This is a genomic window from Pseudomonas sp. MYb13, from assembly GCF_002980075.1.
Classification (GTDB): Bacteria; Pseudomonadota; Gammaproteobacteria; order Pseudomonadales; family Pseudomonadaceae; genus Aquipseudomonas; species Aquipseudomonas lurida.
Map to the genome: position 1 here is coordinate 238636 of NZ_PCQI01000003.1, position 25616 is coordinate 264251.

Here is a 25616-nt window from a genome sequence, read left to right on the forward strand (position 1 = left end):
CTTCACACGTTACTCATGGCTTAATCATACAAAAGAAGAGTTTTCTAATGTCGCTTTATTCTGCCCCCCTGCGCGACATGCGCTTCGTGCTCCATGAAGTCTTCCAAGCCCCACTTCTCTGGGCTCGCTTACCGGCGCTGTCGGAGTTTGTTGATGCCGATACGGCAGACGCCGTTCTCGAAGAAGCGGCAAAGGTGACAAGCGGTTTGATCGCCCCACTCAATCGAAGTGGAGACGAAGAAGGCGCACAGTGGCAACAAGGCCAGGTCAGCACACCCGCAGGTTTCAGAGCAGCCTACGCCACTTACATTGAAGGGGGCTGGGTCGGGCTCAGTGGTAATCCCGCCTTCGGCGGTATGGGCATGCCCAAAATGTTGGCTGTACAGTTCGAAGAGATGCTCTACGGTGCCAACTCCAGTTTTGCGCTGTACTCCACCCTCAGTTCCGGCGCCTGCCTGGCATTGGATGCCCACGCTGACGAAGCGCTGAAAAAGCTGTATTTACCACCAATGTACGAAGGCCGCTGGGCAGGTTCCATGTGCCTGACTGAAGCGCATGCGGGCACAGATCTTGGGATCATTCGTACCCGTGCCGAACCTCAATGCGATGCAAGTTATGCCATCACGGGCAGCAAAATATTCATCACCGGTGGCGATCAGGACCTGACCGAAAATATCATTCACCTGGTGTTGGCCAAGCTACCGGACGCCCCCGCCGGGCCCAAGGGTATCTCGCTGTTCGTGGTCCCCAAAATATTGGTGAATACGGATGGCTCCTTGGGGGCAGCCAATGCGGTGAGTTGCGGTTCGATCGAACACAAGATGGGCATCAAGGCATCTGCCACCTGCGTGATGAATTTCGATGGAGCCCGTGGCTGGCTGGTCGGGGAAGCCAACAAAGGACTGGCGGCAATGTTCACCATGATGAACTACGAACGACTCTCCATCGGCATCCAAGGCATAGGCTGCGCCGAAGCTTCTTATCAGAGCGCACGGGCCTATGCCTGCGAACGCTTGCAGGGTCGGTCAACCACCACCGTGGTCGGCTCCGAAAAGGTGGCCGACCCCATCATCGTTCATCCGGATGTCAGGCGGATGCTACTCAGCATGAAGGGCATGACCGAGGGAGGACGGGCATTTGCCTGTTACGTCGGTCAGCAACTGGACCTGGCAAAGTTTTCTGACCTGGCCGATGAGCGCCATGACGCCGAGGCGATGGTGGCCTTGCTCACACCTGTGGCTAAGGCATTTTTCACCGATACCGGCCTGGACAGCTGCGTTCACGGGCAACAAGTATTCGGTGGTCACGGCTACATTCGTGAATGGGGCCAGGAGCAGTTGGTCCGTGATGTGCGTATTGCTCAGATTTATGAAGGCACCAACGGGATCCAGGCGCTTGATCTGCTGGGGCGTAAAGTGATCGCGAACGCGGGTGCGAACCTTTATCGCTTCTGCGAGGAAATACGCGCGTTTGCGGATACTCGAAAAAGTCCCCACAGTAATGAGTTGGTGTGTGCCGTGGAACGCCTGGAGTCGGTCACCTCCTGGGTGCTCAAGGCGGCCAAGTCCGACTCCCGTCAGACAGGCGCCGCTTCGGTCGAATACTTGCACTTGCTGGGTTACGTCGCTTACGCATACATGTGGGAACGCATGGCCATCGTGGCCGCGCAAAAACTCAGCGACGACCCGGTGTTCTACGGAGCGAAACTGGCAACTGGCGCGTTCTATTTTCAACGCCTGCTGCCTCGTACCCTAAGCCTGGAAGCGAGCATACGTAACGGCTCGACGTCACTTTATCTCTTGGACCCAGAGCAATTCTGATCCCTAACCTGCCCGCTCCCGTCACCCACGCTGAGGCGTTCATTATCGGCGCCTCAACGTCCTACCCTTCACCAACTAGTTGACAGTGGCACATTAGGCACGGCCCTGGCATTCACTAATCATTCGGTTACCTTTGCCCACAAGAACATGTAGCCTGTCCAGATGACGGCAAAGCCTGATGCAATGACCCAAAAGTTGCCGATTGGGAGACGTTGATATTGATACACCAGGAGTATAAGTAAGTGGGAGTCAAGGCCAAAGGCACAAGTAAAATCAAACGCTATGTAGAAGTCGCCAATTCGCTGATTGCTGAAATAGTGAATGGCCGATATACCCTGGGCACGCTACTCCCTACCGAGCATGAACTGGCAACCCATTTCGCCGTCAGCCGACAGACCGTTCGTGCTGCGTTGACGATAATGAAGGATCGGGGGTACATCACGCGCAAGAAGGCGGTCGGTAGCCTTGTCGAGAGCATCAATCCGAGCGTGGCCTACTCACAGTCCGTCAGCACAATCGAAGACTTGATCCAGGTAGCGATGTCGGAAGTGCGTAGCATCGAAAGTACCAATTCGATAGCACTCGACAGAGTATTGGCCCGGCAACTGGAAGCCCCTGTCGGTTCAGAATGGATTCATATGTCAGGCCCAAGAATTGACGCCAAGAGCACGCAGGCCGGATGCTGGGCCAATATCTTTATCAATACTGCATACGGAGGCGCGCTGGAAACTATCCGGCAGCAACCACAAATGATGATCAGCGACATCCTCGAAAAGCACTACGCAATTACGATATCTGAAGTACGCCAGACCGTATTTGCAGTGCTCATTGAGGGCGACATGGCCCAGCGCTTAAACGTTGAAGACCGTTCCGCGGGGTTGCGGATTCTGCGGCACTATAAAGACGATCAAGGTCAGCTCGTTGAATTGACTGAAACGGTCTACCCAGCCAAACGCATCAGCGTATCGACTCATCTCAAGCGAGTGACCAACGCGGCCAAATAAAAAATGCCATGCCACCATCGGTGCCATGGCATTTAGCTTAGCAAGCCCTTAGTAAAAGCGTTTGAGGGCTTTCTCGGGAATATTCATACCTGTGGCCTTGGCCTGCTCCAGAATGCTCCAGAAGTAGCGATAAGTCGCTCTGTCGTGCAACTCGCCCTGGTACTGGATCGGGCCCCAATCCTTGTCCTGGGCCGCACACAGAATTTCAGTGGCGTCTTCAATCTCTTCGAAGGCCGGCTGCATGGCGCTGACAATGGCGCTGATCTGCGCGGGGTGGATACTCCACATGCGCAGGAAGCCGAACTCACGCTTCGCCCTTGAAGCATCACCGCCGATAATATCAGCGTCTTTCAGACTCAAACACACGTTGTGCGAAGGCACCACGCCATTGGCAATGGCGGCGGCGACCATTTCGGTTTTAGCGCGAACAATCAGCGGATGCTGAAATTGATTGGGGCTGCGCATCGCCGACGCTGGAATAGCGCCCTGGTGAGCACTCACAAAGTCCATCTGGCCGAAGTCCAGCACTTCAACATCCGGCAGGCCTGCGATTTCAAATACTTCTCTCAACGCGCCATGAGTTTCAACCAGGACGTGGATTGGAATTTTACGCTCGACGCCCGTACGCGCCGCAACGGCCTGAATGTAATTCGACATTTCGACTACCTGCGCGGCCGTAATTGCCTTAGGCAGCGTGACGTACGCAATACGCTCCGCCGTTTGACCGACGATAACATCGACATCGCGCTTCCAGAACGGGTGGGTATAGTCATGGATACGCACACCCAACTTGCCATGAAGATTCTTTTCAGAGTTCACAAGCCTGGCCACCATTTGCGCGTGATCCTCCTCATCACCCGCGGCCGCCCCATCTTCGCAGTCACAGGTAATATCGAAGACAGGACCTAGCTGCGCTTGCAATTCCATCGCCTTGCCAATCAGCTTTTCACTGCCGGCGAAGTGTTCGCACACGGATAATACCGGGAACGTTTTTTCGCCATCGAACAACGCTTCGCGAGGATGTACCTGATTACTCATGACGTCACACCTTATTATTGGGTTTTTTCGGGATTGCGATCACATAGTCGAGATCCAGTACGACCTCGGGAGGGTATTCAATTTTGCCTTGATGTTTTTCCGTAAAGATTATCTTGCTCGCAGCGCCTATATTTTTGGCGGCGATCAGACGCAGGCGCAACGCGCCCATATGCGGATGACCAAGTTCTATCTGTTCCTTTATTTGCGTGGCACATACCAGAGTATCGCCGGAGAACGTGGGCGACACATGATTCCCTCCATTCATCGCCAGTACGCAGATAGCATTTTCCAATCCGTCATACGAAAGTGCCTTACAGAGGGATATCACATGCCCGCCATATACCAGCCTTTGCCGCATGCCGCTCGCGGCCATTGTATAAGCGTCAAAGTGTGCCTTGGCAGTGTTCTGGTACAAGCGCGTCGCCTGACTATGATCACTGTCATTGATGGTCATTGCACTCATGTGATCGATACGCTCACCCGCGCTGTAGTCTTCCCAAAAAAAACGTGAGCGAGTCGCTTCAAACATGACCTCGGCGGCAGCGTTCACCTGCAATGCTGGGAAATGTTGTACCGCGACTTCCTGAGGCAGCGGGGGGACAACGTTGATACCTGAAACTTCATCTTTATTTCTTTTATGAATCATCACCCAACGCACCCAAGTCAACACCTCTTCGTTTCGCTGATTAGTGGCGACTGACCGGGTGTAAACAATCCCGGCTTTTCCATTCGACGTTTCCCGCAGACCGATCACATCGCTGCTAACGCGAAGTGTGTCTTGCGCATAGACAGGTCTGACAAACCGCACATCTGCATAGCCGAGGTTAGCGATCGCATTCAAGGAAATATCAGGAACTGTCTTTCCGAACGCGATATTGAAGACAAGGAAATCCTCCATGGGCCGTTTTTCGAAACCCAAGGCTGCACTCACCGTTTCGGCACTGCCAATGGCATCGCGGCTACCGGTTAATCCGATGTAGAGGCTGCGATCTCCTTCTGTGAGCGTACGAGGTGTCGGGTGCTGGATATGCATCCCCACAGAAAAGTCTTCAAAAAAATTGCCCTGCCGCACCTTACTCATCACACCCTCACCGATATCTCAGCCAAACACAATATGTACGTACATAGTATCCGCGGGTAAAAATCAACGTCAAGCGTTTAAAATCGCACAAAACCCCTTTTTTAATAATACTCAGATCTAATAAATATGTTTTATTTTTGAAATTTGGATAGTAATGTACGTACATTGAGATCAGAGATAGAAGCCACTTCCCCGCCTGAAAAGCGCCCTAATAATGAGAAATGACCATGCTTGCCAAATCCCTGGATGACGTTGTTGTTATTGACCTGACCCAAATGCTTGCAGGCCCTTTCGGCACTCAGATCCTTGCGGACCACGGAGCCAAAGTAATCAAGGTCGAAGCATTCGAAGGCGACGGCACGCGCAAGCTGGGCCCTTACATGGCAGACGATAAGGTTCGCGAATACGGCGGCTATTTTCAGAGCGTCAATCGCAACAAGCACTCGATTGCGATCAACCTTAAAACAGAAGAAGGCAAAACGATTTTTCGTGATTTGGTCAAAACTGCAGACATTGTGGTGGAGAATTTTCGATCGGGCGTCCTCGACCGACTGGGCCTCTCATACGAGTCACTGCGCGAGCTCAATCCCCGGTTGGTCTACGGCGCTGTACGCGGCTTCGGTGATCCACGTAGCGGCAACAGTCCTTATAGTGACTGGCCTTCATATGACGTGGTGTCCCAGGCAATGGGCGGCATCATGGGAATTACCGGACCCGATGAAAACACACCGACCAAGATCGGCCCTGGTGTGGGCGACACGATTCCCGCCCTGATGCTGACAATCGGTTTGTTGAACGCGCTTCATTATGCCCGCCGCACGGGCGAGGGACAGTTTGTCGATGTGGCGATGACCGATGCCGTATTGTCGGTATGTGAGCGCATCATTTATCAGAAATCATACGAAAATCGCAGCCCTGCGCCAGAAGGCAACCGTCACCCTTTGCTGTGTCCTTTCGGGTTGTTCAGAGCAAAAGATGGTTGGGTATCCATCGCCTGCGCCCACGATGAGTTCTGGGTGAAGCTTGCAACGGCCATTGATCGTCGTGAGTTGGCCACTGACTCGAATTTCGCGACTAATGCCGCTCGCCTGGTAAACGTAGACAAGGTCATTGATGCGATTGAAATTTTCACTCGCGCTCGTACCAAAGAGCAAATCAAGGCGTGCCTGGGCGGCCTGGTTCCCTTTGGGCCCGTCTATACCGCCGATGAGATTTATGCAGACCCTCACTACGCTATTCGCGAGATGATCGTGGAAGTTGAGCAGCCCAACTCCAGTATTCCCGCGCGCGTTGCGGGAATCCCCATCAAGATGAGCTTGACCCCGGGCGAAGTCCTGCGCCGGGCGCCTCGCCTTGGTGAGCACACCCGAGAAACCCTTTGCACACTTGGACTCGATGAAAACACTATAAACGGGCTGTATCGCGACGGTATTGTTCGGTAACCGCAACACAAGACAACGGTAAAAAAGCTGACCTCATCATACATGAAGTCAGCATGAGGTTTTAACTCTGATTATGCGTAGGCCGGCAACTTCGACAATGCCAAAATACCTTTCATGCAAACAGATTTAAGCCATCGACAGACTGCTTTTCTTTTCATCATTGATCTCGCATTTTTTTATAATTAATCGCATCGGCCTATTGCCTGGCGACCCGTAGAGAGCTCATGAACTCAAACTAGATGATGGCGCTCTGCGCCCAGACAGTGAACACTGTCTCCATGGAATTTCATAGTTGTCCACTGGTATAAAACTGCCATTTTTTGTATAGCGAGGACATTCGGCGCACTGATGCGTTTTTAATACTGGACCGGACTCGCCACCCACCCTAATCTGATGCGACACTCAATTAAAAAATTCGTAATTCATTGCTTTTTTGCATTTTCTCTCGGCACGCCACAACTGCCCACAACAATCATAGACCGCGCCTGACATGCCGCTCGGCAATGCGCATCGTCTGAATATAAACAGTAGTTGGAGTCAAACATGAAGTTCCCTATCCGTGCGCTCGCAATCCTCCCCTCGCTTAATCTATCCAGTGCTGCGAGACCGCGTTACTTAAGTGTCTCTGACAAGGCATCCACAAAAAATAAAACTCATCAAACGTGGCAAAACCCACGTGACGTTCAATGAGGTTTCCATGGCTTTTTTCTTTTCTGACAGCCTGGGGATGAGGAACTTGTAATGTCTGACATCTATCATTTTTTCCAACAGCTGGTTAATGGCCTGACCATTGGCAGCACCTATGCCTTGATAGCCATTGGCTACACAATGGTTTACGGCATCATTGGAATGATTAACTTCGCCCATGGCGAGGTGTACATGATTGGTTCCTACGTGGCCTTCATCGCCCTTGCCGGGCTGGCCATGCTGGGGATCCATTCCCTGCCGCTGTTGATGACCGCTGCGTTCCTTGCGTCGATCATCGTAACGAGTGCCTACGGCTACAGTATCGAGCGCGTTGCCTACCGTCCCTTGCGTGGCAGCAACCGATTGATCCCGCTGATTTCCGCTATCGGCATGTCGATTTTTCTGCAGAACACCGTATTGCTGTCCCAGGACTCCAAGGATAAGTCCATTCCCAACCTGATCCCGGGGAGCTTCTCCTTCGGCCCAGGTGGCGCACAAGAAGTGCTGATTTCGTACATGCAGGTCCTGGTCTTCGTCGTCACGCTGGTGGCGATGCTGGGCCTGACCCTGTTCATCTCCCGCTCCCGTCTGGGGCGCGCCTGCCGGGCCTGCGCCGAAGACATCAAGATGGCCAACCTGTTGGGCATCAACACCAACAACATCATCGCCATGACCTTCGTGATCGGCGCCGCACTCGCAGCGGTCGCTGCCGTGTTGCTGAGCATGCAGTACGGCGTGATCAACCCCAACGCCGGTTTCCTGGTAGGCCTCAAGGCCTTCACCGCGGCGGTACTGGGCGGCATCGGCAGCATTCCGGGCGCCATGCTCGGCGGGCTGGTGCTGGGTGTGGCCGAGGCGTTTGGTGCCGATATCTTCGGCGACCAGTACAAGGACGTCGTGGCGTTCGGCCTGTTGGTTCTGGTGCTGTTGTTCCGTCCGACCGGCATCCTGGGCCGTCCGGAGGTTGAGAAAGTATGAGCAGATATCTTAAATCGGCGTTTTTCAGCGCCTTGCTGGTGTGGGCCGTGGCCTTCCCGGTACTCGGCCTCAAGCTGAGCATTGTCGGCATCAACCTGGAAGTGCATGGCACCGGTCCCGTGACCCTGACCATCATTGCCCTGTGCTCGGTGCTGATGTTCCTGCGCGTGCTGTTCACCCAGCAGGTCGGTGCCTTGTTCAAGGGCAACCGTGGCCCGCTGGTATCGCCCAAGGTCAGCCAATTCCTGACCCTGCCGCGCACCCAGCGCTACATCATCATCGGCCTGATCGTGGCCGCGTTGATCTGGCCGTTCTTCGGCTCGCGCGGTGCAGTCGACATCGCCACCCTGATCCTGATCTACGTGTTGCTGGGCCTGGGCCTGAACATCGTGGTGGGCCTCGCCGGCCTGCTTGACCTGGGTTATGTGGGTTTCTACGCCGTGGGTGCCTACACCTACGCGCTGCTCTCGCACTACCTGGGCTGGAGCTTCTGGATCTGCCTGCCATTGGCCGGCATGGCAGCCGCCACGTTCGGGTTCCTGCTGGGCTTCCCGGTCCTGCGTCTGCGCGGTGATTATCTGGCGATCGTGACGCTGGGCTTCGGCGAGATCATTCGCCTGTTCCTGCGTAACCTCACCGACATCACCGGCGGCCCCAACGGCATCAGCAGCATTCCCAAGCCGACGTTCTTCGGGCTGTCGTTCGACCGCACCGCCGCCGAAGGCATGCAGACTTTCCACGAATACTTCGGGATCGCCTACAACCCGGTGAGCAAAGTGGTGTTCCTGTACCTGGTGGCGTTGCTGCTGGCACTGGCCGCCTTGTTCGTGATCAACCGCCTGCTGCGCATGCCGATCGGCCGTGCGTGGGAAGCGCTGCGCGAAGATGAAATCGCCTGTCGTGCCCTGGGCCTGAACCCGACCATCATCAAGCTCTCCGCGTTCACCCTGGGCGCCGCGTTCGCCGGTTTTGCCGGCAGCTTCTTCGCCGCGCGCCAAGGCCTGGTGACCCCGGAGTCGTTCACCTTTATCGAGTCGGCGATCATTCTCGCCATCGTGGTACTGGGTGGCATGGGCTCGCAACTGGGCGTGATCCTGGCCGCGATCGTGATGATCCTGCTGCCGGAAATGATGCGTGAGTTCAGCGAATACCGCATGTTGATGTTCGGCGCCATGATGGTGCTGATGATGATCTGGCGCCCTCAAGGCCTGCTGCCCATGCAACGTCCACACATGGAGCTGCGCAAATGAGCCGCGAGATCCTGAAAGTCGAAAACTTGAGCATGCGCTTCGGCGGCTTGCTGGCGGTCAATGGCGTGGCCCTGACCGTGAAAGAGAAACAGGTTGTGGCGCTGATCGGCCCGAACGGCGCCGGCAAGACCACGGTGTTCAACTGCCTCACCGGCTTCTACAAGCCGGCCGGCGGCAGCATCCTGCTGGACGGCCAGCCGATCCAGGGCCTGGCCGGCCACGAAATCGCCCGCAAGGGCGTGGTGCGCACCTTCCAGAACGTGCGGTTGTTCAAGGACATGACGGCGGTCGAAAACCTGCTGATCGCCCAGCACCGTCACTTGAACACCAACTTCTTCGCCGGCCTGTTCAAGACCCCCGCGTTCCGCAAAAGCGAGCGCGAGGCCATGGAATATGCGGAGTACTGGCTGGACAAGGTCAACCTGACCGAGTTCGCCAACCGCCCCGCCGGCACCCTGGCCTATGGGCAGCAACGTCGCCTGGAAATCGCCCGCTGCATGATGACCCGCCCGCGGATCCTCATGCTCGACGAACCGGCCGCCGGCCTGAACCCCAAGGAAACCGAAGACCTCAAGGCACTGATCACGGTGCTGCGTGAGGAAAACAACGCCACGGTGCTGTTGATCGAACACGACATGAAACTGGTCATGAGCATTTCCGACCATATCGTGGTGATCAACCAGGGCACGCCGTTGGCCGACGGGACGCCGGAGCAGATCCGCGACAATCCTGAAGTGATCAAAGCCTATTTGGGGGAAGCGTAAAATGCTGCAATTCGAAAACGTTTCCACTTTCTACGGCAAGATCCAGGCCTTGCACGGCGTCAACGTGGAAGTGCGCCAAGGTGAAATCGTCACGCTGATCGGTGCCAACGGCGCCGGCAAGTCGACCTTGCTGATGACCTTGTGCGGTTCGCCCCAGGCCCACAGCGGCAGCATCCGCTACATGGGTGAAGAACTGGTGGGCCAGCAGTCATCGCAGATCATGCGTAAAAGCATCGCGGTGGTGCCGGAAGGGCGTCGCGTGTTTGCACGCCTGACCGTCGAGGAGAACCTGGCCATGGGCGGGTTCTTCACCGACAAGGGCGACTACCAGGAGCAGATGGACAAGGTGCTGCACCTGTTCCCTCGGCTCAAGGAACGCTTCAGCCAGCGCGGCGGCACCATGTCCGGCGGCGAACAGCAAATGCTCGCCATCGGCCGCGCGCTGATGAGCAAGCCCAAGCTGTTGCTGCTGGACGAGCCTTCACTGGGCCTGGCACCGATCATCATCCAGCAGATCTTCGACATCATCGAACAGCTGCGCAAGGACGGTGTGACGGTGTTCCTGGTGGAGCAGAATGCCAACCAGGCGCTGAAGATCGCCGACCGTGCCTACGTGCTGGAAAACGGCCGGGTGGTGATGCAGGGTACTGGCAAGCAATTGCTGACCGATCCGAAGGTGCGTGAGGCGTACCTGGGCGGTTAACGGCTGGATTAACATCCATAGGTACGACCTGCAGAGGTCGTTCCTGCACCATCCATTGATTCGCGTTTTTTTGGCAGCAGCCAAGGACTCGTCGTGTTTGATGATAAGGAAATACAAATGAATCAACAAAAAGTCGGCGTCATTGGTGCCGGCATTATGGGCAATGGCATCACGCAAGTCTGCGCGCAGGCCGGCCTTAACGTGATCTTGATCGATATCTGTGAAGCTGCCTTGGAAAAGGCATTGGCGACCATTGACAGCAACCTCACCCGATTAGTCACCAAAGGCACCCTGACACCAGAGCAAAGGCTGACTGCGCTCGGGAAAATCAGTACCAGCACCGATTACGTCAGCCTGCAATATGTGCATATGGTGATCGAAGCCGCCACCGAAAACATCGACCTTAAACTGGGCATACTTCAACAGATCGCGACGCATGTCAGTGCCGACTGTGTGATAGCTTCCAATACATCATCGCTGTCGATTACCCAGTTGGCCACCAACGTAAACCATCCTCATAGAGTTATAGGTTTGCACTTTTTCAACCCGGCGCCACTTATGGGGTTGGTCGAAGTAATTCGCGGTTTGCAAACCAGCGATGCCACTCACATGCTGGCACTGGCCATGGCTAAAACCTTGGGCAAGATTGCGATCACCACTGGTAATCGTCCAGGGTTCGTCGTAAATCGCATTCTGATGCCCATGATTAATGAAGCGATCATGGTACTTCAAGAGGGATTGGCCAGCGCCGAAGACATCGACGCAGGCATGCGCCTAGGGTGTAACCAGCCCATCGGACCTCTGGCACTTGCCGACCTGATAGGCCTCGATACCGTACTGGCGATCCTGCAAACATTCTACGACGGCTTCAACGACAGCAAGTACCGTCCTGCACCACTGCTCAAGGAAATGGTCGCCGCCGGTTATCTGGGCCGCAAGATCGGTAGAGGCTTTCATCTCTATGGTTGAGCGCTGCTCACGCTTTGCCGAAAGACGCGAAAAGGCCGTAGAATTGTTCGCCAAAAAGGGCTTCATGCAGGTGGGGATGCGTGAGCTGGCCGCCTGTTTGGGTTTATCAGCAGGCACGCTTTACCACTATTATTCAAGTAAACAAGAGATGCTGTTCGAGGTTATTGAAGAATTATACGAACAGAGGCTGAGACTCGTGGCCCAAGTGGGCGACCGACTCAAAAATAGACAAGACCGACTCAATGCGCTGATCATCGCTCATTTAAAATTACAAGATGACATGCCTTGGCATTCTTGCCTGGCTGAACGGGACATTTGTTGTCTTACTGTAGAGCAGCAATGCAGGATAAAAACATTGCGAGAGCGATATGAACGGTCTCTGCACACCGTTTTGGGAACCACTTCTGAAGCATCAGAATCGGTCTATTTGACGATTGCCGCGCTTGTCGCCAGCCTCCTGAATAGCACGCCTGCCTGGCTAATAGATTCGACCTTGGAAAAGCAAACTCGCGAAGAACTATTGCAAACTTTACTCACGACAGCCGTAGGAAAATTGCTGACGTACTGCAACAGCGCCGATGGCGAAATGTGACGAGACGCGCATGCGGATACGTAAAACCAATGTGGCTGATCACCTGGCCTGTCACATTTGATGGCATTGATGATTAGCGATGTGACCTGAGTCATCCGATTGTTATGTCACTCAGTTATGCCTGCGAAGAATCGCGAGGTATTTTCATCCAGCGTGGCGATGTCATAGCTGCCCTCCTTCACCACCAAACAAGGCATCCCCAGCGCATTAATCCGCTCCACCCATTATACGGAAGCCCTCATCGCTGAGAAATACTCGGGCGGGGGGATCGTCTTCGTAAATATCAACCCCCAGCGGGAGGACCCAACAAAACCGTCCCGAACGTGCACAATGCAGAAGCGGCCTGATCCATACAACTGAAAAAACAGCCTCGCTGGCGCCGTTGGCAATCGGTTAGCTCAGGTTGAAACCCTCCAGTCTATAGAGACCCTCGTTTACAAACGCGAGCCCCCTTTTTAGGAAACTGTTTATAAGCTATGGGATAGCTCGCTGATAAGCAATTTGGCTTGACGTATAACGGGCGCGTCCACCATTCGTCCGTCCAATGTGAAAGCACCCGCCGATTGCATACTGGCGGCAGCAACGACCTTCTTGGCCCACTCAATTTCTGCTTCGGTGGGCAAGTACACCTCATTGGCGACAGCCACTTGGCTTGGATGAACGCAAAGCATTCCGCCAAACCCCATATCGCGGCTATCATTAGCGATTTGCCGCAGACCGTCGACATTCGCAATGTCTGTAAAAACCGTGTCGATGGGTTTGGCCAAGCCGGCCTTTACCGACTCCAGCAACAGGGTAAAGCGCACCTGGTCCATGACCTTTCCGGCAGAACGACTCCCGGCTTTCAATCCCAGATCCAAGCCCAAGTCCAAGGCACCAAACGTCAGCCTTTCGACACCCAGCACGTGCGCAATATCAGAGATGCCCAAGACGCCTCTCGCGCTTTCAATCAGCGGCCAGAGTGGTTTCTCGGTCAGATTCAAATCACGAAGTTGGGCCTGGCTTTCCACTTTGGGTAGCATGACAGCAGCAACACCCTGCGTACGTTTACAAAACTCCAGATCCGCTTTGTGCTCGGGGTGATCGACCGCATTGATCCTCACCACGACGCGTGCCAACGGATTCTGTTTGAGGTACTGATCAAGATTGAGTCGAGCCTGCGACTTTAGCGCTTCTTCAACAGCGTCTTCGAAGTCGACGATGATTTGATCAGCGCCGGTTGCAAACGCTTTGTCAAAACGTTCAGGGCGACTACCGGGAACGAAGAGAACAGACTTCACTGCACACTTTTTAGTATTCATACGGCACCCGTAGCATGCAAGGCTTCGATCTGGGGCTCGGTGCGTCCCAGCGAACGCAGGATCGAGTCGGTGTGCTCTCCCAGAGCAGGGATGGCATCCATGCGCGGCTTGAACGCACTGTTGGAGCCTGGAGGGAGCAGCGCAGGCAATTCACCTGCAGGACTGCCAACCTGAACCCAGCGCTCACGCGCCTTAAGCTGAGGGTGCTCCCATACACCTTTCATGTCGTTCACTTCGGCGTTGGCGATCTGAGCCATTTTCAGGCGCGCAACGACTTCATCAATAGACAAAACCGAAAATGTTTCAACGATGATGGCCCGTAAAGCATCCCGATTTTCGGAGCGCCTAGCGTTCGCCAAGAAGCGCTCATCCACAGCGAGCTCGGCTTGCCTCAGCACATGCTCACAGAACTGCACCCACTCACGTTCGTTTTGAAGGCCGAGCATCACCGTTTGACCTCCCCCAACCGGGAATGGCCCATAGGGGTAGATGGTCGAGTGAGAAGCGCCAGCACGCGGTGGTTGTGGTGCTCCTTTGTAGGCGTAGTACAACGGGTATCCCATCCACTCGACCAGGCTTTCCAGCATGCTGACGTCGATGCTGCTGCCGACACCTGTCTTTTCGCGCAGGAGCAAAGCCGAGAGCACGTTGGTGTAGGCATACATGCCCGCAGCGATGTCCGCAATCGAGCAGCCAGCTTTCGCTAACTCATCGTCTCCAGCCCCGCCAGTGACCGAGAGGAAACCGCCCTCACTTTGAATCAAAAGGTCGTAGGCTTTTTTCTTCTCGTAGGAACCACCCTTACCGTAGCCTGAGATATTGCAGACGATCAATCGTGGGAACCGAGCATTCAGTTGCTCGAAAGACAGCCCCATGCGATCTGCTGCACCAGGAGCGAGGTTCTGCACAAGTACGTCGGCAGACTCAAGCAATTCATACAACACCTCGTCAGCCCCATCCTTCTTGAGATCGAGTGTCAGGCTTTCCTTCGAGCGGTTCGTCCAGACGAAGTGAGATGCCAAGCCTTCCGCTCGCGTGTCGTAAGCACGCGCAAAATCGCCCACGCCCGGACGTTCGATCTTTATGACCCGAGCGCCGATATCTGCAAGTTGACGGGTGCAGAACGGCGCAGCGATTGCATGCTCCAAGCTGACCACGGTGAGGCCGTCCAGAGGGCGGACGTGGGGTGATACGGTATTCATCGGTCTACTCCATCGGCTTTGCAAAAGCGCTATCCAGACCAGTACACGTGAGGGTCGCATCTAACGAATTACAGCGCAGGCGTTCTTGCGATTAACCTATTGCCATTGTCAGGTATCTAGCCTTGCTAACTCAGCTAAAAACGTTCACACGCTAACTGACGGGTAGTAGCAACGGGTATCACCGCTCCGATTCTAACTCCGCACCATTGCGAATATTATTAGTTAAATGTCAACATACCTTCTAATTAAGAGAAACCTGCGGCGAGTGATCCGCCTCAGATCACTTGGCTTAGTTCGAGTCACGACAATGCTTCCAGACCTTGTTTCACTCGCCCTTTTTCTGCGGGCAGTCGATAGCGGCAGCCTCTCCAAAGCCGCAGAGCAATCCCATATCGCTCTCTCCGCTGCAAGTAGGCGAATTACGCTGCTCGAAAACGAACTTGACGTGAAATTGCTGGATCGCGGTCAACGAGGGGTCACCCCCACCCCGGCAGGCTTTGCACTCGCTGCGCATGCCCGACGACTGCTTAGCGAAGCAGAGCGACTCAAAACCAACCTCTCAGATTACGCTCGGGGCGTTAAAGGTATCGTTCGCCTGTATGCCAACACCTCATCATTGACTCAATACCTCCCGGGGGAGATCGCCGCATTCGCTACCTCCTTCCCCAGCATCCGGGTCGAGGTGACCGAGCGATTGAGTAGCGAGATCATCCAAGCGGTATCTGAAGGCCTGGCTGACATCGGAGTGGTGTTCACCAGCGATCTCCCATGCAGCGGGTTGAGACTGTTGCCATACAAGGTTGACAGCCTGGTCGCCGTCTTGCCACGGGATGCTGCTTTGGGGTTGCGACGCCTTAGCCTGACCGACCTGCTCGATTCAGATCTCGTTGTATTGGAGAGTAATACGGCAATGCTCAAGCTTCTGGAGGGAGCGGCAGAGGCCGAAGGTAAGAGACTGCGTTTAAGGGTGCAGGTAAAGAGCTTCGAAGCGATCTGCAAGATGATCGAGGCTGGCTTGGGCGTCGGTATACTTCCCAAGATTGCCGCAGAAGCCTTCGCCCAACAGTTGAACCTTCGCCTGGTACCCCTTGCCGATGCTTGGGCTATTCGACAGATGTATATCTGTTGCCGCGACGAAGAGCTGCCCGTTTCAGTTCAAAAAATGCTCGACCATTTGCTCGCCGATATCGGATGAGTCCACAGCGTGCGGATTCCACGCCATTCGGACACTCAGCCCACGGACATCCGGACATGGGAGCCGGGTTGTTTGCTGACTAAATCAAGCTCGCGCATCAAGCTGCGCACTTTGAATCGACCGATCTGCTCACCGTCTTCACGCATCAGCGACAGAATGCTGCGACTGCCCGCAGAGCTGCGACTTTGCGAGAACAGCTCACTGACGGGACTACGTAATCGAAGCCGTTCAACATCGGGCGTGCGGCGCCGCAGGCGCTGGGCGTAGTAACACGAGCGAGTGACGTTAAACACCTTGCACAGCCAATCAACCGGTTCATGGGCGCTCAACTGGTCAATCAGCGCGAACGCTCGTGATCTTCCGACATCAAGAGCGCGGTAGCCTTTTTTAATATGGATTTCTCTCGCTCAAGCCGAGCGATCCGGGCCTCCAGCTCCTGAATTTTTTGCTGTTCCGGCGTCAGCGCCTTGCTCTGCGGGGTGATGCTTTTATGTTCTTTCTGAATCTGGTCAACCCAGCGGCGCAATGCTGACTCACCAATGCTGAGTGAACGGCTGGCTTCGATGTAGCTGTAGTTTTGTTTGAGCACGAGGTCGGCAGCCTCGCGCTTGAATTCAGGAGTAAAGGCGCGGCGTTGTTTGGTCATCTGACACCTCGATCTGGCGAGCATTCTCGCATACTCCTGGTCAGGTCGAATGCAATTGACTGGTCAGTGGCATTGCAAACGGGTGGTCAAGTGGAATGCAATTACGCACGCATACACAGCAACTCCTAGGTCAGAATCCATCTTTGGGTACGGGCGGCTTGGGTGGACCTGGTGCGACTAATTCCAGCTAGAGGGTTTTAACCTTACTTTGCACACGCCACCGTGTAACTACGATTGGAGTCACGCCCACACCGAGACATTTTTGAAACGCGCTGTCGCTGGCAAGAGATGGGGATCGAGTCGTCCTGCGAGCTCTTCGGACCGAGGAGCCCAGAGATTTGCGTGGAGTCGCATTGGAAGATGTGGAATTGGAGTGGGGTCCCAGCCTACGCGCTCATGCACGACATGGCCGTCCACTGACCACATGATACGGTCCGGTCGCCAGTCAACCGTGTAGACATGGAAGTCCGAAGTAGCATCGAAGCCGAGGTCGATACGACAAGGCGAACCCCTATAGCCGAAGTTCATTGCTGCGTCATCGTCACCTGGGTTGAAGTAGACGTTTACCAGTATGCTTCGAGGATCATCTCCTGCCAGTTCTACATCAATCTCTTGCCTCGGTGCATCTCGGTGAAGGAAAAAACCAGTGATGAGGCCAGATCCGCTGGCGGCTTTTATCTCAGCCTCAAAGCGACCGTATCCGAACAGTCGTTTTGACGCGAAGGCTCCCGAACGGTACTGCCTGGTACCAGTGGCAACCTTGCTGACGATGAGATGGGCACCGTCCTTATCATGAACGAGAGCATCCTGCGAAAACGAGACCAAATTCCCCGGGAAAGTCTCGACGAGCGTGGGAAAAGACGAGGTCGCTTTAGTCATTTCGGAGAAAACGAGCAGCTCCCCTACAGGTGGTACGGGGCGATTCGAGGGTATTTTCGGCTGCCATCCATATTTTGCCGAGAGGACCCAAGGTGACTCATCTAGCAAAGAAATCTGCTGGGGATGCAACGGGGTAATCCGGTGCGCGCCGTCTTCTCTACCGACTCGAAACATCCTCAGGCTCCGTGGTGTTCCAACCGGGAAAGACTGCACGGGCTCGGTGAGTCTGAGAAGCCTGCAGATCGGTTCCCACAATCCACTCTCTGACTCGTCATACGACAGAATCGCGGTGCGCGAAGGCGGTAGAACCCCCTGCCGTGTCTCGCACCGAAACACTGCCTTCGCTTCCATAAGAAATCTTACGTCAGTCGTTGCGGTCATGGCTTCCATGGCCTCCGGAGTTAGTGGAGCGTCAACAAGAGCGTCGAACATCTCGAAAAGCTCCAGCAAGTCTTGCGGTCGAATTGCGTCTTCATCACCATCGAATACTCGCACTCGCAACCCCAACATCGACAAAGCCATTGCGAGCGGTTCATGCTCACCACGGGTGGTCCAAGCCAACACCGACAACGCCCCCGCCCGTTCGGGTGCCATAGGGCCCGAGCCTGCATCAACAATCCCCGCTCGCGCTAGGTAAGGAAGCACGGAATAGGAATTGTCCGAGCCGCTGTCCTGTCGCTGTAATATCACAGGCGAGGATAGGGCGAGTGCACCGAGCTCACCAAAGCGATAGTTTAACCACATGTCCACAGGTCCAATAACGGGCATTGCCCGTAGCAGCGCTGCCGCACCCTCACGCGACAAGATGTAGCCGGAGAGAAACCAAAGTCCCCGCACCGGTCGGAACAGTGCATCGCAGAGGTCAACACGTTCTGCTGTTCCCCCGGCATCTTCATAGGACAGATACAACAAACGCGGACCTCCTTCAGCACAACAGCGTTGAATGGCAGCACGCCAGCCGCAGGAGATTGCTGCCGCTGCACCTGTTTTGAACCAAACATCGTCCTCGAGCACCAGCACATAATTGTCTGCCCCGCATGCGATGGTCTTCCAAACCTCCACGTGCGACCTCGCTACAGCTATCTCCTGCCGCGTCATTTTTATCGGCTCGTTGATAGGAAAACACTCTTCAAGCCTTGCATCCGGCTGGACGTAAAGTTGGTCACCAATGCGATATGTCGAGTCGACATCGGCAGTTGCGGCGACGGCGCGGCCGTCGCGAGCATCCACTGCCGCGAATCGTCGAGCTATAGAGGCAAGGGAAACATCGTCGGCCGTACGGAACCGCCGAAGTTCTCGGACCACACGCCGCCATCTACGCGGTTGCCGGTCAAGGTTGACGATTAAAATCGAGTTGATCAGCCCTTCGCCCGTACCAAAGGCCGAGATTTTCCCACCCGGAAAAATGCTCGCTATGGCACGTAGAAACCGAAATACTATCCCACGCAACATGCCAGAGGCGTCCCTAAGATTCATCGAAACTTCCTACTCCAGATAGCCTCAATGGGAGTCCATGTTGCGCCAGTTGCGGGCGTCGTTACGGTAGGAAAGGTCCCAACGTGTTCGCGCAATTGACTCCCAGTCATTTAACAATTCGAAGTCGAGAGGTGCCCCCCTAATCATCAGATCACGTGCGTGCGCGGCTAAAGAAGCGGTGATATTTCCGGGACCAGTCGTCTCTTGGATCTCTGGGAAACGAGCTTTGCCTAAAAGCTTCTCGGTCGAGCGAGACAGCGCTCGCTTCAGTACGGGGTGATGGGCTGGCGCAGCTATTGGATCGTTGTTGACATAAAAGATGCGTTCGTCTGTCGGCAGATCACTTCGCCAGATCTCTGACGCTGGCACCATGCTGCAAGATGGGATGTCGTAGCAAAGCGGCTGGACCTTAAGCGCGCTGTCATGGAAAAGGTATCTCCAGTTGTCTCCAAGCAGTACGTCATCTGCATCGACATAAAGTCCACCTTCTGCAACCAAGACGCACATCCGCAAATAGTCGCAGCGCATTGCCGGATGGCGACATCGGGCGAATGCCTCTTGCTCCGACTTTCCATACCACTCAGTAATGTACTCGGCAGCGGATACGTCGTTAAACATCCGGAATGCAAAGCCCTCCGCGCTTAGCCTCTTCCAACTGTTAATACAGGCTTGAACGTCTTCCGGCACATCATGCGGATCGTGCCAGTACTGTACGAGTGTCTTCGGAATACTCGAAGCCAGGTTCGATCCGGTAACATTCGAAAATGCCGAGCGGTTCAGCTGATGCAGCGTGAGGTTTCGGATAAAGGCGGATCGCAGACGATCGTCCTCCTCGAATCCCAGTGGGTATGAATCCATAATGTTCGCTTACTCAGTAAGGGGTATACATCGGATTGGGACGTCCGACTGATGCCCCTTCCGGCGTGACGCGTGGCGCAACTACCGCTAGTCTTCGCCCAGTTAGCGGGTCGTCAAAACTGAAGAATCCGCGACCGCTTTGTATGCTTGATATCGCTGGGAAACCTTTAGCAGATAGGCCCGCCCTTCAACCACGAACCCGTCCAATCCGTGCTCCACGCTGTAGGCATCGAGATCAGCAATGTTGTTGATGAAGCCTTTCCCGTTGAAATTTAGGGACGTGTTACACAACACTCCGTACCCAGTGCGATTTTTAAACGCAACAAGCAAGTCATAAAGTCTTTTGTTGGTTTTAGAGGTGACGGTCTGGATACGGGCCGTCCCGTTCACATGCGTGACGGCTGCTAGAGCTTTCGTCGTTGCACAATGAGTGAAAAGCATGTGCGGACTTTCGTGTGTGCATCCGAACCATCTCTCAGCATCATCCTGGAGGCATACAGGAGCAATCGGACGGAACTGTTCGCGCTGCTTGATCTCGTTCAGTCGGATTCGAGTACTATCTCGGAACGGGGCAGCCAAGATGGACCTGTTGCCAAGTGCGCGTGGGCCGATCTCGTATCGGCCGCTTACCCATCCGAGGATGAGGTCGCTCGCCAGCATATCGGCGATTGCAGCGGAATCGACATTTCGGATGTCATATCTCTCAGCATTGAATGCGCCGAGCGTACCAAACGCCAACCCAGCATAGACATCCCATTCGATCTTAGGATTGCCAGTAAAGCGGAACTGCGCATCGACGGCCGTGCCTATGGCGGAGCCAGAATCGTTGGCTACCGGAGGCACGAATATCTCCGAAAAAAGACCAGTCTCCTTCCATTTCGTGTTCCAGTCGCAATTCAACCCGCATCCACCGGAAATGACTAGTGGAAGCTTCTTTTTCAAATGTTTTTTCGCGAACCGATAGAAAATATCGAATATCGCATCGCTATAAATTCCTGCAAAGTTTCTAAACTCATAGTCTTCCAGGCCGACATTGAAGTGAGGCGCGCTTTCAATGCCCTCGTAAGAGTCGAGTGCTTGGTACGGGCCACTTAATAGAAAATTAAGCAACTTCTTCTCTTCAGCGGAAGGCGTGCTCCGATTCGAATATGATGCCAGCGCCATGAGTTTCCCCGCATCTGAGTTCCGGGGATACGCTCCATTTTTTGGAAAGGTCGGATCGGCTAGGCCATAGAGCAGACCGTATCGATTACCCGGCTGACCTAGAACGTCGGCAACCAGTGTGATGTTCAGTTCTGAATCAATCTCGTAAAAAGCACCGATGCCGCCCTCCCACACTAAGGCATAGCAAGGAGTTCCTTTTGGGAAAGCAGACATGCCAAAGGCGCAAAGTAAGTGTGCGCGTTCGTGTGAGGATGAAAAGTACTTCACATCTCGTTTTAGGAAACGTCTTTGGCTTACTATGACATCGTTATCGGATACACCACGATATCCGACATTCGTTTTGGAGCCATATAGATACTCATTATGATCACGAGGCCACCACCCCCCAGCACAAATGACATCAGGGATCTCTTCTAGCTCACCGATCGCATCCAAAACATCCGGAATAGAAAGTGAAGAATACCGATAGTTCGAATTTTTTTCCGCTTCGATAGACATTATTAAATGTCCATCTTGAAGCAGTACGATGGCGCCATCATGGCCCGGGTTATACGAGAGAATTTTCACGCGGTGGCAATCCCGTCATCCATAAACACCTACTTGCATGATGGGGCTCCCTCTCTGTTGAGGTGAGCGCTCCATGCACCCTTTATGCAGCAGCGTAGGACCGTACCACAATTTTAGTTAAACGTCCTCGCCTACAACTTTAAGCGAGTCATGAAAATTCTCGGCACCAGCGGTTTAATGAAGGCGCTGTCGGCTTGAATAGGTCTGTATTTTGGCCACCCAGCGGCGCTATGGGCCCCCAGGCCCTCGTGATGATCAGTAGGCCTTGTTCTGAGCAATTACTCAGCTAACAACCTTCGGCGCTGCCCGCCAACAGTTCATCGGTGCGTTTTTACACACTCTGGGCCATTAGCGGACACTAAGACTGTATGTGAAACCTGAGGCGACTCATACAACGCCCTTGATCATCCAAAGCAGAGACTGCCTACCGCCTTAAATTAAACCCGTTGACTTGGAGGTATTGAGTTCGATCCACGCGGCAAAGGCGTGGATGAATTTTTTTAAGAACTGAGTAGTTCCGTCATCATTCAAATTCCCGTCCTCTCCCAGAAGCTTTGCCGCACCGCCGATATATGCTTCCGGCTGCTGCAAAAGTGGCATGTCCAAAAACACCATGGATTGACGCAAATGGTGGTTAGCACCGAAGCCGCCGCTGGCGCCCGGCGACACGCTTACGATAGCCGCTGGCTTGCCCGCCCATATAGACTCTCCATAAGGGCGAGAACCAATATCAATGGCATTCTTCAATACACCAGGAACTGACCTGTTGTATTCGGGAGTGAAAAACAGTACTCCATCTTTCGACGCCATATTTTGGCGAAAACGAGTCCAGGCTTCAGGGGCACTCTTACCGTTTTCTTCCAAGTCTTGGTTAAACAGATTCAGTTCATTGATCTCGACTATTTCTAATAAAAGGCTCGGTGGCGCAAGCGCGATTACTTCTTGAGCAAATAGGCGGTTCAACGACTCTTTGCGCAGGCTGCCGACAATGACGGCAATCTTTTTAGGCGACATGATGGGACCTTGATTTAAGTGGTTTTAAAGGGGGGGAATCAATTTGAAAAGAACAAAAAAACGGACGTCGAACGGTGGCCGAACGATGAGGACTGCCCCACCGCCTGGTCATGCGGGTCTGCCCTATACTTTGGCGGCGCCGTTGACAACCAGGTGATGACCGGAAATCCAAGCTGCATCGTCACTTGCCAGGAAAAGCACGGCGCCTTCGACATCGGCGACAGAGCCCAAGCGCGCAAATGGCGACAACTGTGCCAATGCCTGATAGTCATTTTCCTGAAGGTTAGCGATGACACCGGCGTCACGTAGCGGCCCCGGTACCACACCGTTCACCGTGACGTTACGCTTGCCCATTTCCTGCGCGAGACATTCAACGTATAGCCGGCCAGCGGCTTTGCTTCCGGCATACGCGGTGAAGCCTGCGTTCGGTACGATCGTCGTAGTGGACGAAATCACGATGATGCGCCCGCCATCGGTAACATGTCGCGCACTTTCGCGAAGCGTATAGAAGGTGCCAAACACATTGGTTTTGGTGACAGCCTCGAACATCGCGTTATCGATTTCCGTGATCGGTGTGTCGATAAGCTCCCGCCCGGCATTGGCCACGACAATATCGATGCGCCCAAATCGAGCCAGCACTGCTGCGAATATGGCTTTGACAGCGTCCGGGTCGCTGATGTCTCCCCCGATGGCCATTGCTTGAGCACCCTCAGCAACGAGCGCCTCGACATTTCGGCCGGCTGCGGCAGCGTCAGTGTTGTACGTCAACGCAACGGAAGCCCCCTCTCTGGCAAAACGACGTGCCAGGGATAATCCGAGCCCGCGCGATGCGCCGGTAATCAGTACAACTTTGTTGGTCATTCGCATGATCAGATTCCGTTGATGCTGCGTTCTGTAGAGGTTGCGTTGCCCTGCCACTGGACAAGTTCCTGCTCGACTTTGGCCATTTTTGCACGCATTCCGCCCATCGCATCGGCACCTAAGGCCGCGTGTACGGGTGGATGATCCGCCTCCATCAGGTTGATAATCGCCAAAGCCCCTTTTCCTGGAACATTCGGCTGCTTACCTTGCAGACCGCCTATAGCTACACGGAACTTACCGACGGGTGTGCCTTCATAGTCATCGATTTTTTGCTCGACGTAAGCCAATGAGCGACCCGCAAATTGGGTTTCGAATACACCGATGGTCAACACAGTCGTGGCGATGTTAAAGGGTGCAAGTTCACCTGCCAGTGCTTCACCCAGGATGTCAGTAGCGCCCTTCGCGGCCGAGTACACGCCCATGCCCGGGTAGCCAATGAAGCCACCGATTGCGGAGAATTGAATGATGTGCCCGCTGCGCTGCTTGCGCATCGCAGGGGTTACAGCGCGAATGATGTTCAGGCCGCCAAAGAAATTCAGATCGAATACACGCCGCGCTTCTCGATCCGTCATTTCTTCAACTGCACCCACTGTGCCAGCACCCGCACAGTTGGCGACAATGTCGATACGGCCAAAGTGAGCCAGCACCTGGGCCACACCCGTTTTGACCGCCACATCGTCTGTCACGTCTACCAAAACGCCCATGCCCTGCGCGGCATGTTTACCGTTATAGAAATCAACTTCTTCTTGTTTGCGAAAGGTGGCTGCGACTAGCGCACCTTTTTCCAGCAGTTGATGCACTAACTCGCGCCCCAATCCCGATGAGGCACCAGTAACGAGGACGACTTTGCCATTTATTGATTTCATTCTCTGCTCCGGGGTTTGGCTATTCACCGGATGTTAGGTATTGGGCCTCCCCCCAACAAGCCGGTTTGGCCAGATTCAACTTCCCGCTCATTGGACGCTCCTTCCCAGCGAAACATTGCCAAAAAACCACATAGTTCTAGACGGTACCCTTGGAACTCTTCAAGATTAAAAATTGCCTTCCTATGATTGGGCCATACGTGAATCGGCTGGACCTGAACGATCTGTTTATTTTTGTCAACGTGGTCGATCGCGGTGGGTTTACTGCCGCAGTTGCAAGTACCGGTATGCCCAAGTCAACGCTTAGCCACCGCATGCAACAATTGGAAGGCGAATTAGGTGTGCGTTTGCTCAGCCGAACGTCGCGTCGCTTCGGTATGACCGAGGCAGGAGAAGAGTTTTACCAACACGCGCTGGCCGCGCTGCGAGAAGCAGAGATGGCAGAAATGTCAGTGCGTCAGCGGTTGTTGGAGCCCGTCGGGACCATCCGGTGTACCGCTGGAGTCGCGACCATGAATTTCGCCATGGCGGGCATGATCGCTGACTTCCTTCGTGTCTATCCCAAGATCAATATGGTCGCTCATGCGGCCGATCGAACCATCGATATTGTTGGCGAAAATTACGACGTCGCCATCCGGGCGCATGAGGCTCCATTGCCGGACTCCGATCTTGTCCAGCGCATGCTCGGGGTCGCTCCCTGGTTTCTGTTCGCCGGATCAAGCTATCTGGCCGAACATGGCGCACCGGCCACGCCAGCGGAGCTAAGCAGCCACGCCTCGATTTTCTTTGCGCGAGCTAATGCCCCCATGAACTGGCGGTTGCGCCATGTCACTCTATCGATCGAAGAAATTGCTGTGCCCATCATGCCGCGGCTGCAAAGCGAGGACATGCTCAGCCTGCAACATGCGGCTATCAGCGGGCTTGGGATTGTGGCCCTGCCGAGTTACATCGCGCGGGCGGCCGTTGCGCGTGGTGAGCTTCATCGAGTTCTGCCCGAATGGATAGCTGGCGATGCCAGGATCACTGCACTGGTACCTTCCCGCAAAGGATTGCTGCCGTCAGTACGTGTTTTCTTGGATCACTTGGCTTCGGAGTTTCCCAAGATCCTCTAGCTGTAAAGCCATCCTTAATACGCTGGGCAAATCGTTGCAGCGGCTTCTCCATGAATACAGCACATTTTTTTACCGAATACAGCAACTACGGCGGCACTACCGAGCGGGTAGGCGCCGAAGATAGGGGGAGTTCTCGACGTCCATTCCACC

Annotated in this window: 21 protein-coding genes and 1 pseudogene; 11 read left to right on the plus strand and 11 right to left on the minus strand. The window is 54.5% G+C overall.

The genetic code is table 11. From position 1 onward, the window contains the following. The first annotated feature begins 47 nt into the window (after nucleotides 1-47). Nucleotides 48-1820 carry an acyl-CoA dehydrogenase C-terminal domain-containing protein gene (locus CQ002_RS08010; RefSeq protein ID WP_105162248.1) on the plus strand — a complete coding sequence of 591 codons (1773 nt, stop codon included), beginning with the start codon at nucleotides 48-50 and terminating at the stop codon, nucleotides 1818-1820. A gap of 242 nt (nucleotides 1821-2062) precedes the next feature. Next, complete coding sequence (locus tag CQ002_RS08015) at nucleotides 2063-2824, plus strand: GntR family transcriptional regulator (protein ID WP_105162247.1); 762 nt, start codon at nucleotides 2063-2065, stop codon at nucleotides 2822-2824. Between the two features lie 48 nt (nucleotides 2825-2872). On the opposite strand, the gene CQ002_RS08020 is transcribed toward CQ002_RS08015, so the two are convergent. After that, nucleotides 2873-3862 (minus strand): CoA ester lyase, encoded by a 990-nt coding sequence (locus CQ002_RS08020; protein WP_105162246.1) that lies wholly within the window; start codon nucleotides 3860-3862, stop codon nucleotides 2873-2875. 4 nt (nucleotides 3863-3866) lie between these two features. Continuing rightward, nucleotides 3867-4943, minus strand: coding sequence for a MaoC family dehydratase (locus CQ002_RS08025; RefSeq protein WP_105162245.1), 1077 nt, complete (start codon nucleotides 4941-4943; stop codon nucleotides 3867-3869). Between the two features lie 227 nt (nucleotides 4944-5170). Here CQ002_RS08025 and CQ002_RS08030 point away from each other — a divergent pair, with 227 nt between their 5' ends. The 7 genes from CQ002_RS08030 (at nucleotide 5171) to CQ002_RS08060 (ending at nucleotide 12328) form a co-directional block, all read left to right on the plus strand. Beyond that, nucleotides 5171-6385, plus strand: a complete 1215-nt coding sequence (locus CQ002_RS08030; RefSeq protein ID WP_105162244.1) for a CaiB/BaiF CoA-transferase family protein — start codon at nucleotides 5171-5173, stop codon at nucleotides 6383-6385. 741 nt (nucleotides 6386-7126) lie between these two features. Further along, nucleotides 7127-8050: a high-affinity branched-chain amino acid ABC transporter permease LivH gene (gene livH, locus CQ002_RS08035; protein ID WP_105162243.1), complete on the plus strand. Its 924-nt coding sequence runs from the start codon at nucleotides 7127-7129 to the stop codon at nucleotides 8048-8050. After that, nucleotides 8047-9300 (plus strand): high-affinity branched-chain amino acid ABC transporter permease LivM, encoded by a 1254-nt coding sequence (locus CQ002_RS08040; RefSeq protein WP_003231103.1) that lies wholly within the window; start codon nucleotides 8047-8049, stop codon nucleotides 9298-9300. Before livH ends, CQ002_RS08040 begins: the two co-directional genes overlap by 4 nt. Then, nucleotides 9297-10064 carry a high-affinity branched-chain amino acid ABC transporter ATP-binding protein LivG gene (gene livG, locus CQ002_RS08045; protein WP_105162242.1) on the plus strand — a complete coding sequence of 256 codons (768 nt, stop codon included), beginning with the start codon at nucleotides 9297-9299 and terminating at the stop codon, nucleotides 10062-10064. The genes CQ002_RS08040 and livG overlap by 4 nt, the downstream gene beginning before the upstream one ends. A gap of 1 nt (nucleotide 10065) precedes the next feature. Then, on the plus strand, nucleotides 10066-10767 hold the full coding sequence (locus CQ002_RS08050) for an ABC transporter ATP-binding protein (protein ID WP_105162241.1): 702 nt from the start codon (nucleotides 10066-10068) through the stop codon (nucleotides 10765-10767). Between the two features lie 117 nt (nucleotides 10768-10884). Beyond that, nucleotides 10885-11736 (plus strand): 3-hydroxybutyryl-CoA dehydrogenase, encoded by an 852-nt coding sequence (locus tag CQ002_RS08055; RefSeq protein WP_105162240.1) that lies wholly within the window; start codon nucleotides 10885-10887, stop codon nucleotides 11734-11736. Then, entirely contained in the window at nucleotides 11729-12328 is a 600-nt protein-coding gene (locus tag CQ002_RS08060) for a TetR/AcrR family transcriptional regulator (RefSeq protein ID WP_105162239.1), read from the plus strand. Before CQ002_RS08055 ends, CQ002_RS08060 begins: the two co-directional genes overlap by 8 nt. A gap of 467 nt (nucleotides 12329-12795) precedes the next feature. On the opposite strand, the gene CQ002_RS08065 is transcribed toward CQ002_RS08060, so the two are convergent. Together CQ002_RS08065 and CQ002_RS08070 are read right to left on the minus strand one after the other, a co-directional pair. Beyond that, nucleotides 12796-13629 carry a CoA ester lyase gene (locus tag CQ002_RS08065; RefSeq protein WP_105162238.1) on the minus strand — a complete coding sequence of 278 codons (834 nt, stop codon included), beginning with the start codon at nucleotides 13627-13629 and terminating at the stop codon, nucleotides 12796-12798. Beyond that, the gene (locus CQ002_RS08070; RefSeq protein ID WP_105162237.1) at nucleotides 13626-14831 is read right to left on the minus strand and encodes a CaiB/BaiF CoA-transferase family protein; all 1206 of its coding nucleotides are present in this window, start codon (nucleotides 14829-14831) and stop codon (nucleotides 13626-13628) included. The genes CQ002_RS08065 and CQ002_RS08070 overlap by 4 nt, the downstream gene beginning before the upstream one ends. A gap of 307 nt (nucleotides 14832-15138) precedes the next feature. On the opposite strand from CQ002_RS08070, the gene CQ002_RS08075 reads away from it, so the two are divergent. Beyond that, on the plus strand, nucleotides 15139-16026 hold the full coding sequence (locus CQ002_RS08075; protein ID WP_105162236.1) for a LysR family transcriptional regulator: 888 nt from the start codon (nucleotides 15139-15141) through the stop codon (nucleotides 16024-16026). Nucleotides 16027-16082: 56 nt separating this feature from the next. Here CQ002_RS08075 and CQ002_RS08080 read toward each other — a convergent pair. From CQ002_RS08080 to CQ002_RS08110, 7 genes and pseudogenes are all read right to left on the minus strand, one after another. After that, nucleotides 16083-16672, minus strand: a pseudogene (locus CQ002_RS08080) (transposase); the annotation flags it as partial. 240 nt (nucleotides 16673-16912) lie between these two features. Continuing rightward, nucleotides 16913-19027 (minus strand): family 16 glycosylhydrolase, encoded by a 2115-nt coding sequence (locus CQ002_RS08085; RefSeq protein WP_105162235.1) that lies wholly within the window; start codon nucleotides 19025-19027, stop codon nucleotides 16913-16915. Between the two features lie 24 nt (nucleotides 19028-19051). Further along, on the minus strand, nucleotides 19052-19885 hold the full coding sequence (locus CQ002_RS08090) for a glycosyltransferase family 32 protein (RefSeq protein WP_105162234.1): 834 nt from the start codon (nucleotides 19883-19885) through the stop codon (nucleotides 19052-19054). A gap of 102 nt (nucleotides 19886-19987) precedes the next feature. Beyond that, nucleotides 19988-21547 carry a carbamoyltransferase C-terminal domain-containing protein gene (locus CQ002_RS08095; protein ID WP_199777313.1) on the minus strand — a complete coding sequence of 520 codons (1560 nt, stop codon included), beginning with the start codon at nucleotides 21545-21547 and terminating at the stop codon, nucleotides 19988-19990. Between the two features lie 501 nt (nucleotides 21548-22048). Next, nucleotides 22049-22630 (minus strand): NADPH-dependent FMN reductase, encoded by a 582-nt coding sequence (locus CQ002_RS08100; protein ID WP_105162232.1) that lies wholly within the window; start codon nucleotides 22628-22630, stop codon nucleotides 22049-22051. A gap of 123 nt (nucleotides 22631-22753) precedes the next feature. After that, nucleotides 22754-23497 carry an SDR family NAD(P)-dependent oxidoreductase gene (locus tag CQ002_RS08105; protein ID WP_105162231.1) on the minus strand — a complete coding sequence of 248 codons (744 nt, stop codon included), beginning with the start codon at nucleotides 23495-23497 and terminating at the stop codon, nucleotides 22754-22756. A gap of 2 nt (nucleotides 23498-23499) precedes the next feature. Next, nucleotides 23500-24357 (minus strand): SDR family NAD(P)-dependent oxidoreductase, encoded by an 858-nt coding sequence (locus CQ002_RS08110; RefSeq protein WP_105162230.1) that lies wholly within the window; start codon nucleotides 24355-24357, stop codon nucleotides 23500-23502. A gap of 149 nt (nucleotides 24358-24506) precedes the next feature. On the opposite strand from CQ002_RS08110, the gene CQ002_RS08115 reads away from it, so the two are divergent. Beyond that, nucleotides 24507-25466 carry a LysR substrate-binding domain-containing protein gene (locus tag CQ002_RS08115; RefSeq protein ID WP_234010441.1) on the plus strand — a complete coding sequence of 320 codons (960 nt, stop codon included), beginning with the start codon at nucleotides 24507-24509 and terminating at the stop codon, nucleotides 25464-25466. The last annotated feature ends 150 nt before the right edge of the window (nucleotides 25467-25616 follow it).

Excerpts from the sequence above, each read along its gene's own strand:
- CQ002_RS08010 (WP_105162248.1), top strand. The coding sequence starts at position 48 with ATGTCGCTTTATTCTGCCCCCCTGCGCGACATGCGCTTCGTGCTCCAT.
- CQ002_RS08020 (WP_105162246.1), bottom strand. The coding sequence starts at position 3,862 with ATGAGTAATCAGGTACATCCTCGCGAAGCGTTGTTCGATGGCGAAAAA.
- CQ002_RS08025 (WP_105162245.1), bottom strand. The coding sequence starts at position 4,943 with ATGAGTAAGGTGCGGCAGGGCAATTTTTTTGAAGACTTTTCTGTGGGG.
- CQ002_RS08030 (WP_105162244.1), top strand. The coding sequence starts at position 5,171 with ATGCTTGCCAAATCCCTGGATGACGTTGTTGTTATTGACCTGACCCAA.
- livH (WP_105162243.1), top strand. The coding sequence starts at position 7,127 with ATGTCTGACATCTATCATTTTTTCCAACAGCTGGTTAATGGCCTGACC.
- CQ002_RS08040 (WP_003231103.1), top strand. The coding sequence starts at position 8,047 with ATGAGCAGATATCTTAAATCGGCGTTTTTCAGCGCCTTGCTGGTGTGG.
- livG (WP_105162242.1), top strand. The coding sequence starts at position 9,297 with ATGAGCCGCGAGATCCTGAAAGTCGAAAACTTGAGCATGCGCTTCGGC.
- CQ002_RS08050 (WP_105162241.1), top strand. The coding sequence starts at position 10,066 with ATGCTGCAATTCGAAAACGTTTCCACTTTCTACGGCAAGATCCAGGCC.
- CQ002_RS08055 (WP_105162240.1), top strand. The coding sequence starts at position 10,885 with ATGAATCAACAAAAAGTCGGCGTCATTGGTGCCGGCATTATGGGCAAT.
- CQ002_RS08060 (WP_105162239.1), top strand. The coding sequence starts at position 11,729 with ATGGTTGAGCGCTGCTCACGCTTTGCCGAAAGACGCGAAAAGGCCGTA.
- CQ002_RS08065 (WP_105162238.1), bottom strand. The coding sequence starts at position 13,629 with ATGAATACTAAAAAGTGTGCAGTGAAGTCTGTTCTCTTCGTTCCCGGT.
- CQ002_RS08070 (WP_105162237.1), bottom strand. The coding sequence starts at position 14,831 with ATGAATACCGTATCACCCCACGTCCGCCCTCTGGACGGCCTCACCGTG.
- CQ002_RS08075 (WP_105162236.1), top strand. The coding sequence starts at position 15,139 with ATGCTTCCAGACCTTGTTTCACTCGCCCTTTTTCTGCGGGCAGTCGAT.
- CQ002_RS08085 (WP_105162235.1), bottom strand. The coding sequence starts at position 19,027 with ATGAATCTTAGGGACGCCTCTGGCATGTTGCGTGGGATAGTATTTCGG.
- CQ002_RS08090 (WP_105162234.1), bottom strand. The coding sequence starts at position 19,885 with ATGGATTCATACCCACTGGGATTCGAGGAGGACGATCGTCTGCGATCC.
- CQ002_RS08095 (WP_199777313.1), bottom strand. The coding sequence starts at position 21,547 with ATGTCTATCGAAGCGGAAAAAAATTCGAACTATCGGTATTCTTCACTT.
- CQ002_RS08100 (WP_105162232.1), bottom strand. The coding sequence starts at position 22,630 with ATGTCGCCTAAAAAGATTGCCGTCATTGTCGGCAGCCTGCGCAAAGAG.
- CQ002_RS08105 (WP_105162231.1), bottom strand. The coding sequence starts at position 23,497 with ATGCGAATGACCAACAAAGTTGTACTGATTACCGGCGCATCGCGCGGG.
- CQ002_RS08110 (WP_105162230.1), bottom strand. The coding sequence starts at position 24,357 with ATGAAATCAATAAATGGCAAAGTCGTCCTCGTTACTGGTGCCTCATCG.